The following is a 13,406-nucleotide window of genomic DNA, read 5'->3' as shown; positions in this document are numbered from 1 at the left end:
ACAACAACAACAACAACAACAACAACAACAACAACAACTCACTTGATGTGCTTGTCGAAAAAGTAAACACTGAGGAAACAGTTGAATTAGAGTCAAATGTATCACTAGATAGATAAATCAATACAAATTAAAAAAAAATAAATATAAACGAAGTATGAAACGCACCATCAAAAAAGTTGCAGTAATAGGATCCGGAATTATGGGTTCTGGAATTGCTTGTCATTTTGCTAACATTGGAGTAGAAGTATTGCTTTTGGACATTATCCCAAGAGAATTGACGGATGCCGAAGCAAAAAAAGGACTCACACTAGAGAGTAAAATTGTTAGAAATCGATTGGTAAATGATAGTTTAGCTACAGCTTTAAAATCAAAGCCATCTCCTATTTACAGTCAAAAATTTGCAAACCGCATCTCAACTGGTAATACAACAGATGACATGGCAAAAATTGCTGGTGTAGATTGGATTATTGAGGTTGTTGTAGAAAGACTTGATATTAAAAAATTAGTTTTTGAACAAATTGAGAAATTTAGAAAACCTGGCACATTGGTTACTTCTAACACTTCTGGTATTCCTATTCACTTTATGAGTGAAGGTAGAAGTGAAGATTTTCAAAAACATTTTTGTGGAACACACTTTTTTAACCCAGCGCGTTACTTGAAATTATTTGAAATCATTCCTGGGCCACAAACAAGCACAGAGGTTTTAGATTTTCTTACCGTTTATGGAGAGAAGTTTTTAGGAAAAACTTCGGTTTTGGCCAAAGATACTCCAGCATTTATTGGAAACCGTATTGGAATTTACGGAATTCAAAGTTTGTTTCACTTGGTAAAAGAAATGGGACTTACTATTGAAGAAGTTGATAAATTAACAGGACCTGTTATTGGTCGTCCAAAATCAGCTACTTTCAGAACTGTTGATGTTGTAGGTTTAGATACATTGGTTCATGTTGCCAATGGTATTTATGAAAACTGTCCAAATGATGAACAACACGACTTGTTTAAACTTCCTGAATTTGTAAACACCATGATGGAAAACAAATGGTTGGGTAGCAAAACAGGACAAGGATTTTATAAAAAAGAAGGTAAAGACATCTTAACCCTAGATCTAGATACGCTAGAATACAGATCTGCTAAAAAAGCATCTTTTGCAACACTTGAACTTACCAAAACTATTGATAAACCAATCAACCGTTTTAAAGTACTTGTAAAAGGAAAAGATAAAGCTGGTGAATTTTACAGAAAAAGTTTTGCTGGATTATTTGCTTATGTGTCAAACAGAGTTCCTGAAATTGCAGATGAATTTTACAAGATAGACGATGCTATGAAAGCCGGTTTTGGATGGGAAAATGGACCATTTGAAATTTGGGATGCTATAGGTGTTGAAAAAGGAATTGAAATCATGAAGGCAGAAGGTTTAGCTCCTGCTGCATGGGTAAATGATATGTTAGCTTCTGGAAACACTAGTTTTTATTCAGTAAAAGAAGGTGCAACGTTTTTCTACAATATTCCAACTAAAGCGCAAACAAAAGTTCCGGGTCAAGACGCCTTTATTATCCTAAATAACATTCGCGAAAGCAAAAAAGTATGGAGTAATAGTGGTGCAATCATCCAAGATTTAGGAGACGGAATTTTGAATTTAGAATTCCAATCTAAAATGAATACTATTGGTGGTGATGTTTTACAAGCTATCAATAAAGCAATTGATTTATCTGAGAAAGAATATCAAGGGTTGGTTATTGGTAATCAAGCAGCAAACTTCTCTGTGGGTGCCAATATTGGAATGATTTTCATGATGGCTGTGGAGCAAGAGTATGATGAGTTGAATATGGCTATCAAAATGTTCCAAGACACGATGATGCGCGTACGTTACTCTGGAATTCCAGTTGTAGTAGCACCACACGGAATGACTTTTGGCGGTGGTTGCGAAATGAGTTTGCATGCTGACAAAGTTGTAGCTGCGGCAGAAACCTATATGGGATTAGTTGAATTTGGTGTTGGGGTTATTCCTGGCGGTGGTGGATCTAAAGAATTGGCTATGCGTGCCTCTGATTTATTCCATAAAAATGATGTAGAGTTAAATGTATTGCAAGAATATTTCTTGACTATAGCAATGGCAAAAGTATCTACATCAGGATACGAGGCATTTGACACTGGATTATTACAGCACGGTAAAGATATCATTGTAATCAATAAAGACAGACAGATTGCAGAAGCAAAAAAACATGCACTCTTGATGGCCGAAGCTGGTTACACACAACCGATACGTAGAACGGATGTAAAAGTACTAGGAAAACAAGCTCTTGGGATGTTCTTAGTAGGTACAGATCAAATGGAAGCTGGAAATACATCTCTGAACATGATAAAAAAATAGCTAATAAACTAGCTTACGTAATGGCAGGTGGTGATTTATCTGAGCCAACACTAGTAAGCGAACAATATTTATTAGATATCGAAAGAGAAGCTTTCTTGTCATTATGTACAGAGAGAAAAACATTAGAGAGAATCCAATTTATGTTGACCAAAGGGAAACCGTTGAGAAATTAATTTTAAACAATAAATTAGGACTTATAAATTAAAACTTACAATCGTTTAAAATTTACGAGTCAAAATTCAAAATACTAGTTATGAAAACAGCCTATATAGTAAAAGCATACAGAACAGCCGTGGGGAAAGCCCCAAAAGGAGTGTTCAGATTTAAACGTCCTGATGAATTAGCAGCAGAAACCATCGAATTTATGATGAATGAGTTGCCAAGTTTTGATAAAACACGCATTGATGACGTAATGGTCGGAAATGCAATGCCAGAGGCAGAACAAGGACTAAACGTTGCGAGACTTATTTCTTTAATGGGTTTAAAAGTAGAAGATGTTCCTGGTGTAACTGTTAATAGATATTGTGCTTCTGGTTTGGAAACTATTGGTATGGCTACGGCTAAAATTCAATCAGGAATGGCACATTGTATCATTGCAGGTGGAGCTGAAAGCATGAGTTTTATCCCAATGGGAGGTTACAAACCAACTCCGGATTATGCTGTTGCAAAAGCTGGAAACGAGGATTACTACTGGGGAATGGGACTTACTGCTGAGGCGGTAGCACAACAATTTAAAGTATCTCGTGAGGATCAAGATGAATTTGCATATCACTCACACATGAAAGCTTTGCAAGCACAAGCTGATGGTAAATTTGACAAGCAAATTGTTCCTATTACAGTAGAACAAACGTTCCTTAATGAAAACGGAAAAAAAGAAACGAAATCATACGTTGTAAATAAAGACGAAGGTCCAAGAGCTGGTACGTCAAAAGAAGCTTTGGCTGGATTACGTCCTGTTTTTGAAGCAAATGGAAGTGTAACTGCAGGTAACTCATCACAAATGAGTGATGGTGCCGCTTTTGTTTTGATCATGAGCGAAGAAATGGTAAAAGAGTACAACTTAGAGCCTATTGCTCGTTTGGTAAATTTCGCTTCGGCAGGAGTTGAACCAAGAATCATGGGAATAGGACCTGTAAAAGCAATCCCAAAGGTATTAAAACAAGCAGGTCTAACAATTAATGACATTGATTTAATAGAGTTAAACGAAGCTTTTGCTTCTCAAGCATTAGCTGTAACCCGTGAATTAGACTTAAATCCAGAAATCATTAATGTAAATGGAGGTGCCATTGCATTAGGTCATCCACTAGGATGTACTGGAGCAAAATTATCAGTACAACTGTTTGATGAAATGAAACGTAGAGGAAGCAAGTACGGAATTGTAAGCATGTGTGTAGGGACTGGTCAAGGTTCTGCAGGTATTTACGAACTTTTGTAAGCTTAGATTTAAAATAAAAACATATTAAAAAATAAAAAAATGGCAGATACAATTGAAAAAAACGTAACCCGTGGAGGTCAGTTTTTAGTTAAAGAAACAAAATGTGAAGATATTTTCACACCTGAAGATTTTACAGAAGAGCAATTAATGATGCGTGACTCTGTAAAAGAGTTTGTAGACAAAGAATTGTGGGCTCACAAAGATCGTTTTGAAAAAAAGGATTACGCTTACACAGAAGAATCCATGAGAAAAGCAGGTGAACTAGGACTTTTAGGAGTTGCAGTTCCTGAAGCTTACGGTGGATTAGGAATGGGGTTTGTATCAACTATGTTAGTGTGCGATTACATTTCTGGAGCAACTGGATCGTTCTCAACTGCTTTTGGAGCTCATACAGGTATTGGTACTATGCCAATCACATTATATGGATCTGAGGAGCAAAAATTAAAATACGTACCTAAACTTGCTTCAGGAGAGTGGTTTGGTGCTTATTGCCTAACGGAACCAGGAGCTGGATCTGATGCAAATTCAGGAAAAACAAAAGCAGTTTTATCTGAAGATGGCACGCACTATTCTATCACTGGTCAAAAAATGTGGATTTCAAATGCAGGTTTCTGTAGCTTGTTTATTGTTTTTGCTAGAATTGGTGATGATAAAAACATTACAGGTTTCATAGTTGAAAATACGGATAACAACGGAATTTCAATGGGTGAAGAAGAGCATAAACTAGGAATTCGTGCTTCATCTACTCGTCAAGTTTTCTTTAACGAAACTAAAGTTCCTGTTGAAAACATGTTATCTGAAAGAGGTAATGGTTTTAAAATAGCGATGAACGCACTTAACGTAGGAAGAATTAAATTAGCAGCTGCTTGTCTTGATGCACAACGTAGAGTAATCACAGGATCTGTAAAATATGCTAATGAAAGAATCCAATTTAATACAGCTATTTCTCAATTTGGTGCAATTCGTTCTAAATTAGCTGAGATGGCAACTTCATGTTACGCAGGAGAAAGTGCTTCTTACCGTGCAGCAAAAGATATTGAAGACAGAATTATCGCTCGTGAAGCAGAAGGGACATCTCATCAAGATGCTGAATTAAAAGGTGTTGAAGAATATGCTATAGAATGTTCTATTTTGAAAGTTGCAGTATCAGAAGATGTACAAAACTGTTCTGATGAAGGAATTCAAATTTTTGGAGGTATGGGATTCTCTGAAGACACTCCGATGGAAAGTGCTTGGAGAGATGCAAGAATAGCTCGTATTTACGAAGGTACTAATGAGATCAACAGAATGCTTTCAGTAGGAATGTTAATTAAAAAAGCAATGAAAGGCCATGTTGATTTATTAGGACCTGCCATGAAAGTATCTGAAGAATTAATGGGAATACCTTCATTTGATACACCAGACTACTCAGAATTATTTGCAGAGGAAAAAGAAATCATCAAAAACTTGAAGAAATCTTTCTTGATGGTTGCTGGTAGTGCTGTTCAAAAATTTGGAGCTGACTTAGATGCACACCAACAATTATTAATGGCTGCTTCGGATATGCTAATTGAGGTTTACATGGCAGAAAGTACCATCTTGAGAACTGAGAAATTAGCTAAAAAAGAAGGAGAAGATAAAGTTCAAGAACAAATTGCAATGGCAAAACTTTACTTGTACAAAGCAGTTGATATTGTAAACCAAAAAGGAAAAGAAAGCATTATTTCTTTTGCTGAAGGTGATGAACAACGCATGATGTTAATGGGATTACGTCGTTTTACAAAATACATAAACATGCCAAATGTAGTGGCATTGAGAGAAATGATTACTGCTAAACTAGTAGCAGAAAATGAATATTGTTTCTAATAAAAGTTAGTTTTTAGTTTTTTTTTTAACCGCCTTGTACCTGAAAAAAACAAGGCGGTTTTTTTATGTAAACTATTTTTTAAACAGTGTTCAACTTCCTAAAAATGATATTAAAATATAGTAAGCTCTCATAAATATTTCAAAAAAATTATTTCACTTCTTTAACCTCTAGTACCTCTACTTTAATAGCTACTGCATAGTCATTTGGGACAATTTTATTGCCATGAGCATTAGCGTATACTTTAGTAAACTCGGCACCAAAATACAATATGATTGCCGAATAATACACCCATACTAAGATAATTACAATAGACCCAGCAGCTCCATATACTGTAGCAACTGTTGAACTACCCAAATAAAAACCAATTGCAAATTTCCCTATCATAAAAAAGAAAGATGTAAAACTAGACCCAATTAAGGCATCTTTCCAGACAATTTCTCCATCAGGTAATGTTTTAAAAATTACCGAAAACAAAACAGTTGTTGTAATAAAAAGCAATATTATATTGAGTACATAAAAAATATACACCGTAATATCTGGAAAATAGATTATAAGTCGTGAATTGATAATATCCATAACTGTATTTAACATTAAACTTACCATTAATAAAAAACCAACAGAAACAATCATAGAAAAAGACATTAATCTATTTTTGATAAACTTCATAATCCCTTTATTGGGTTTTGCCCTTAAACCCCAAATAAAATTAATAGAACTTTGAATTTCGGCAAAAACTCCAGACGCTCCAATAAGAAGCATGATTCCACCAAAAATTGCAGCAAAAGTATTGCTATCTGACAATTCAATGTTTTTTATAGTTTCTTGAATTTGCAAAGCAGCTTGATTGCCTACCATACCGTTTATTTGACCAAAAAACCGCCCAGTAACAGCCTCTTTTCCAAAGAAAAAACTAAAAATAGATAGTATAATTATTAATAATGGAGGTAACGAAAAAATAGTAAAATACGACAATGAGGCACTCAATTTAATAGCGTTATCATTTTCAAACTCTTGATAGGTATGTTTTAAAAGGCTCCAACCATCCTTAGCCAACTTTCTTTTATTCATTTGAAATAAGATTACTATATAGTAGTTAAAAGAACCCTAATTTGTCTTAGGTATCAACTCGATTATGAATACCAAAATTACAAAGAAGTAGCGTACCAAATTGAAATGAATTTTATATAATTTAATTCAAAAGATTCATAAACAACCAATAAAAATAAAACATTCTAAAATTTAAGTCTTTCTTAACCCCATTTGAATTGTATTTATATAACTTTATAAATCAAAAGTTACAGCACATCAAAACATAAACAAATGGAAAATAATACTAGCAGAAGAAGTTTTTTAAAGCAAACAGCAATACTTTCAACAGGCACCTTGATAGGAAGTACTTTATTACAGGAGGCTTTTGCAAATACTACTCAGCTCCTACCCGAAGAAACTGGTAGCGAAATAGTTAACAGTACTATAGAAGATGGTACATTTGTGTTACCAAAATTACCTTATCCTACTGATGCACTCGAGCCTCATATTGATAAAGTAACTATGGAAATTCATTATGGAAAACACCATCAAGCATACGTTACCAACTTGAATAAAGCGATAGGAACTTTAGATAAAAAACTTGTTGAATCCTCTGGCTCGCTCGAAACAATATTTGAAAAAATGTCACAATTTCCAGATTCAATAAGAAATAATGCTGGAGGCCATTACAATCATACCTTATTTTGGGAGTTACTCTCTCCTACTGGAGGAGGTGTACCCAAAGGAAAACTAGCCGATGCAATTACTACTAGCTTTGGATCATTTGATGAATTTAAAAAACAATTTGCTGACGCTTCCATGAAACGTTTTGGTTCAGGTTGGGCATGGTTAGTAGTCAAAGATGGTCAACTCATTATTGGTACCACCGCTAATCAGGACAATCCATTAATGCGCTTGAAAGGAAAAGGACTTAAAGGAAAACCAGTCTTAGCTTTGGATGTTTGGGAGCATGCCTACTATCTCAAAAATCAAAACCGAAGAGCTGATTACATCAACTCTTTTTGGAATGTTATTAACTGGGAAAAAGCAGAACAACTTTTTAATTCTTAATATTTTTTAATATGAGTTCTTACAAACCAAGTCTAAATATTTTTTGAGACTTGGTTAAGTTTGAATACTACATAGACTACAGGTGCAAGAAAATTAAAATATTACATCAGGTTAAACTACTAATTAATATTACTGATAAATAAATAATTAAATTAGCAATATTAACCTCAAGTTTCAATCCCAAAGTCCCTACACTTTAATTTCGATACAAGACCAAAAGTTTATATTGTTATTTTTTTGCATAATTTAAAGCGTTTGTAATTCTTTTGTTAAACTAAAATAATGCTTGAAAAACTTATCTAAAAAAGAATAGCTTTGTACTCTGAAATTAAAACAATGATTAACCCGTCAGCAATAGGTTGGATAGATAAATTTTTTAGTGAGCAAGATTTTTCAACAAAATCAGTTGCCCTAACCGCTGATGCCTTTTATGAAAAAGTAAGAGCAACCGGTTTTATCTATGGACATATCATTGGTTTTAACACACCTACTCACATTCAAACAAAAGGCTGGTTTAAAGATGAAATATCCAAAGTAGCATTACTTACACTTCTTTACGATATTTTTTGCTTGACAAAAGGAAAAAACCAAAGTGATGTTTTTATAAAAGAAACTGTGGCTTTTTATCATCAAATGAATCCTGAAGGTTTTAATTTATTTAAAAAAATATTACCCAAAGATTCACTAGCGCTTACACTTGAAAAAATTATTGATGATCGGGTTCAAACAAACGAAAGTATCATCAATAAAAATTTTTCGCATTTAGTAACTAATGCTTTATTATTCATAGATATAATTGCGTACCAACAATACTTAGTTCAAGGGGAAATACCCGATAAATATTTAAAAAAAATAGAAGAAACCATAGTAAATGTGGTGACAATTGCTCTGAAAATAAAATCAAAAAAATCACAATATGATGATCTTTTAATCAAACTTTTTGAGGCATCAATACGATACAGTAAGTTTTCTAAAGAGACCACACAAAACTTAGATACACTACAACTGGATTATTTTACTAATGATCTTGAAAAATATTATTTGATAGATCTAGCCTGTATGGCTTTGTGGAGCGATGGAGAAATTGAAAATGAAGAAAATTATTTTTTACACTCACTTGGCACTATTCTAAACGTTAATGATTCATTTATAGTACAAAGCTTAAAAAGTACAACTGTTTTTATTGAGCAACACAAAAAAGACATTCCATATTTTAATTATTCAAATCCGGTAAAACATTTTTACGATCAAACAACACAAAGCGTTGTCACCTTAATAAGTAGAAATAAAAATCGACTATTAAAAGAAATCTATCAAAGTAAGGAGTTAATGGTTTTACTTGCTCATTCAACCCGAAGAGATCTTGATGAAAAAGAAAAGAAAAAAGTCAAAAAACAATTGTTAGAAATTTGTAAAACCATACCATCTTTGACTATTTTTTTACTCCCAGGGGGAAGTTTATTATTGCCTATTTTGATAAAATTCATACCTACCCTACTACCCAATGCGTTCAACGAAAACCTCGACGAAGAATAAAAAAACCCAAAAAGCTATTTACTTTTTGGGCCTTAAATAATTTAAAATTTTAATTGGTAGACTTCATCAAGGTCATCTTCTGAGCTTATGTTTACATTTAAATCTGTTACAAAACCTGAATTTAAACCGTATACCCATCCATGCAACGTAAGATCCTGATTGTTTCTCCATGCTCCTTGAACAATAGATGTTTTTGCTAAATCAAAAACCTGTTCCTTTACATTGAGCTCTACAAAAGTATTGAAACGCTCTGTTTCATCTTCAATACTGTCTAAGTAAGTATTATGTAAGCGGTACACATTTTTAATATGACGAATCCAGTTGTCAATAATACCAATAGATTGATTACCCATAGCGGCCTTAACCCCACCACAACCATAATGCCCACATACGATTACATGCTTTACTTTTAGAACATTTACAGCATAATCTAAAACGCTTAGCATATTCATATCTGTGTGCACCACCATATTAGCAATGTTTCGATGAACAAAAACTTCTCCTGGCTTTGCGCCTACAATTTCATTAGCCGGAACACGACTATCTGAACATCCAATCCATAATAATGGTGGTGTTTGACCTTTGGCTAAATCAGCAAAAAAATTAGGATCACTTGCTAGTGATGTTTCAACCCATTTTTTATTATTATCTAATATTTTTTTATAAAAATCACTCATTCTATTTTAATTTAATGTTTCTGAATTTTTTTCTTATAGCTTATATAATTCTTTTAAACTAAAAATCTATTTCATCTCCAATGGGCTTCTTAACCATAACTCGTTTAGCTGCATCATAATAATGTTCAAATGTGACATGATTGTTAGAATCATCCGAGTTTTCTAATTCGTAAGCATCTTTAAATCCTTTCAGTTTTACTTTTATTTTTTTATCAACAGCTTTAATTGTTTTGAACTCATGAATAAGATCTAAAATATCGTGAGCAATATAAACGGTGTCTTTAGCATCAATAATTACCTTTGACTTTTCAGGAATGTCATTCAAAGTTTGCTTGATGGCTGCTTTATTTAAAAACGAAACTTCTTGAGCCAAATCAATGTGAATAACATCACCTGATTCATACTTCTCTTTTCGAAAGTTATAAGCGCGTTTTAAATTTCCTTTTAATACAAAAATGATACTAATAAAGATACCAAGCGCTACACCTTTAAGTAAATCAGTGAATATAACTGCAATTGTAGTTGCAAAAAAAGGAAAATACAAATACTGATTACGTGTAATTGTTTTTTTAAAATCAATATCTCTTTTGAATTTAAAAAAACAAAAAAATAAAATAATTAGAGAAATAGTCGTGAAAAAAATAACAACATTATTAAATTTATGAACCGCATCATAAGCAATTTTTATACCTACCAACGAAGTAATCAATAGATTAATTTCTTTTGGCATATAATGTAAAAAATGCTTGATATTAGGAAATGCTAATTTATAACCAACTAATAATAAAACTGCCGCCAATGTTGCTAATGGAATTTTATTTAATAATGATGGAATTGCTAAAACACTTACTAACAAAAGTACACCGTGAATTATCGCCGACATTTTTGATTTTGCTCCTGCACTATTATTGGCTGTAGTTCTAACGACAACGGAGGTCATTGGTAAACCTCCTAAAAGTGCACTCAAAATATTGCCTATTCCTTGTGCTTTTAACTCAACATTAGTGTTGGTAAATCTTTTTAATGCATCCATTCTATCAGACGCTTCAATACACAATAACGTTTCTATGGAAGCAACCACTGTAATTGTAATAGCAACAATCCAAACCTTTGAATTTGAAATTGAGGTGAAATCTGGAGTAACAATGATTTTTTTAAATTCTTCTAAAGTAGTTGGAACAGGCAAACTCACCAAATGCTCTTTTACTATAGCTAAATCACTACCTGATTGAATAAAAAATTCATTTAATAGAATGCTCACTATTACAGCAATTAAAGCAGGTGGTACTAATTTGATTTTGTTCAAAAATGCTACTTTATTCCAAAGAATCAAAATCCCTAAAGATAGTAAAGCTATAATTATAGAACCTAATTGAACATGATTAACAATTTGAAAAATTTCAGAAAAAGAATTTTGACCATCAACTTGAAAAAAGGATTCGTCACCTTCAAAGTCTGGATCATAACCGAAAGCGTGAGGAATTTGTTTTAGAATAATAATGACTCCAATCCCTGCTAGCATTCCTTCAATAACATTATTTGGAAAATAATTTGAAATTGTTCCTGCTTTAACAAAACCTAGAATTAACTGAAGAATTCCAGCGATTAAAACTGCCAAAAGAAAAGAATTAAATGAACCTAAATCGGTAATTGCTGTTAGAACAATTGCTGTTAAACCAGCCGCAGGTCCTGAAACACTTAAATGCGATTGACTTAAATAGCCTACTACAATTCCTCCAACAACTCCTGAAATAATACCTGAAAATAAGGGTGCACCACTTGCCAAAGCAATACCTAGACACAACGGAAGCGCAACTAAAAAAACCACTAATCCAGATGCAAAATCAGACTTGAGGTGAGCAAAAAGATTATTTTTGTTTTTCATAAGATAATGATAATTGATATACAAAGAATTATCCATATCAAAAAGATATAGACATTTTTTTCTAGAAAATTACATTACCCTAAGTTAGGAGGAGGTGCAAAAATAAAAGAGATTACATTATCATGTTTAGCTATCTTATTTGAAAAAAGAAACTCAATTTCTTCAAAAGAAACATTAATAAGATCAATATTTACCAATTCTTGATAAACAAAATTCTTTATTTCCTTTTGAAAGTCTTCTTCCTCTTCGGCAAAATCAAAGAATACAGAAATGTCACAGCTCTTTTTAATAATAATTACAATAGTGGGCGCAGCTAAGAAAGCTAAAAATAAAAATAAAAAAAAACGCGCAAACACTTTCATTGATAAAGTAATAAATTCAAGTAAATAGAACTACAAAATTGTTAAAAAGATAATAAATTAAGTTATATGCAATCTTGGGATAAAGATAATAAATATTTTAAATTGTAATCATTTAATTTTTTTATACAAAAAACCGACAAGTATTAATGTTTTGCATAATATTTACAAATTAATCATAAAGTAAATTGATTGTTTTTATCTTTGTATCATAAAATACTATACATGACAATTACACAACTAAAATATGTTTTGGCAGTAGCAGAACATAAAAATTTCACACTTGCAGCTGAAAAATGTTTTGTTACGCAACCCACATTGAGTATGCAAATTCAAAAAATTGAAGAGGAATTGAGTATTCAAATTTTTGATAGAACAAAAAAACCGATACAGCTTACAGACATTGGACAAAAAATTGTTAACCAAGCAAAAAATATAGTTGTAGAGGCTGATCGTATTCAAGATATTGTGGAACAACAAAAAGGGTTTATTGGTGGTGAATTTAGACTTGGAATCATTCCTACCATTATGCCTACGCTTTTGCCTATGTTTTTGAACAATTTTATAAAGAAATATCCTAAAGTTAAACTTATAATTGAAGAATTAAACACAAATGAAATTATAACAAAACTCAACAACGGCCATCTAGATGCTGGAATTGCCGCTACGCCTTTACTTGAAGAAAAAATTAAAGAAATAGTGCTCTACTATGAACCCTTTGTTGCTTACATCCCAGAGAGCCATCATCATTTTCAAAAAAATGAAATTGAAGTATCTGATTTAAATTTAGACGAAATTTTATTACTTCAAGATGGTCATTGTTTTAGAGATGGGATCTTGAATCTTTGTAAAAGTGGCGATAGAAACGAAACCAGTCATTTCCAGATTGAAAGCGGTAGTTTTGAAACCCTAATTAAACTTGCTGATGAAGGACTAGGAACAACATTATTGCCTTACCTGCACACCTTAGACCTTAAAGAAAGTGATGCTCTTAAACTTAGACACTTTAAGGAACCAAAACCTGCCAGAGAGGTAAGCTTAATTTTCCCTAAAAGCGAATTGAAAATTCAAATTATAGATGTCCTAAGGTCAACAATTGCAGGAGTAATTAAAGGAGCAATAGTATTTCAAAACGTTCAAATTATTAGTTCTATGTCAAAAAAATAAGGAACACTTAGGTTCCTTATTTTTTTTATG

The 13,406-nt window shown here is 32.6% G+C and carries 9 protein-coding genes and 1 pseudogene; 6 read left to right on the top strand and 4 right to left on the bottom strand.

Annotated elements, in window-relative coordinates; translation table 11 throughout:
* Positions 1-154: 154 nt before the first annotated feature.
* The 3 genes and pseudogenes from AC061E_RS16220 (at position 155) to AC061E_RS16210 (ending at position 5,651) form a co-directional block, all read left to right on the top strand.
* Positions 155-2,544 (top strand): annotated as a pseudogene (locus AC061E_RS16220) (3-hydroxyacyl-CoA dehydrogenase/enoyl-CoA hydratase family protein).
* A gap of 80 nt (positions 2,545-2,624) precedes the next feature.
* Positions 2,625-3,806, top strand: a complete 1,182-nt coding sequence (locus tag AC061E_RS16215) for an acetyl-CoA C-acyltransferase (protein ID WP_158729444.1) — start codon at positions 2,625-2,627, stop codon at positions 3,804-3,806.
* Positions 3,807-3,845: 39 nt separating this feature from the next.
* The gene (locus AC061E_RS16210; RefSeq protein WP_478287186.1) at positions 3,846-5,651 is read left to right on the top strand and encodes an acyl-CoA dehydrogenase FadE; all 1,806 of its coding nucleotides are present in this window, start codon (positions 3,846-3,848) and stop codon (positions 5,649-5,651) included.
* Between the two features lie 148 nt (positions 5,652-5,799).
* Here the strand turns inward: AC061E_RS16210 and AC061E_RS16205 are convergent, their stop codons facing one another.
* The gene (locus AC061E_RS16205) at positions 5,800-6,720 is read right to left on the bottom strand and encodes a YihY/virulence factor BrkB family protein (protein ID WP_478287185.1); all 921 of its coding nucleotides are present in this window, start codon (positions 6,718-6,720) and stop codon (positions 5,800-5,802) included.
* A 405-nt stretch (positions 6,721-7,125) separates the two neighbouring features.
* On the opposite strand from AC061E_RS16205, the gene AC061E_RS16200 reads away from it, so the two are divergent.
* Positions 7,126-7,752: a superoxide dismutase gene (locus tag AC061E_RS16200; protein WP_478287187.1), complete on the top strand. Its 627-nt coding sequence runs from the start codon at positions 7,126-7,128 to the stop codon at positions 7,750-7,752.
* A gap of 336 nt (positions 7,753-8,088) precedes the next feature.
* Positions 8,089-9,288, top strand: coding sequence for an LETM1-related biofilm-associated protein (locus AC061E_RS16195; protein ID WP_478287184.1), 1,200 nt, complete (start codon positions 8,089-8,091; stop codon positions 9,286-9,288).
* Between the two features lie 41 nt (positions 9,289-9,329).
* Here the strand turns inward: AC061E_RS16195 and can are convergent, their stop codons facing one another.
* The 3 genes from can to AC061E_RS16180 form a co-directional block, all read right to left on the bottom strand.
* The gene (gene can, locus AC061E_RS16190; protein ID WP_158729448.1) at positions 9,330-9,965 is read right to left on the bottom strand and encodes a carbonate dehydratase; all 636 of its coding nucleotides are present in this window, start codon (positions 9,963-9,965) and stop codon (positions 9,330-9,332) included.
* Positions 9,966-10,023: 58 nt separating this feature from the next.
* Entirely contained in the window at positions 10,024-11,850 is a 1,827-nt protein-coding gene (locus AC061E_RS16185) for a SulP family inorganic anion transporter (protein ID WP_478287183.1), read from the bottom strand.
* Between the two features lie 74 nt (positions 11,851-11,924).
* Entirely contained in the window at positions 11,925-12,212 is a 288-nt protein-coding gene (locus AC061E_RS16180) for a hypothetical protein (protein ID WP_478287182.1), read from the bottom strand.
* Between the two features lie 222 nt (positions 12,213-12,434).
* On the opposite strand from AC061E_RS16180, the gene AC061E_RS16175 reads away from it, so the two are divergent.
* Positions 12,435-13,376 carry a LysR substrate-binding domain-containing protein gene (locus AC061E_RS16175; protein WP_478287181.1) on the top strand — a complete coding sequence of 314 codons (942 nt, stop codon included), beginning with the start codon at positions 12,435-12,437 and terminating at the stop codon, positions 13,374-13,376.
* Positions 13,377-13,406 lie beyond the last annotated feature (30 nt).

Source organism: Flavobacterium sp. GNP011, assembly GCF_056428925.1.
This window is presented reverse-complemented; position numbering and strand designations above follow the sequence as displayed.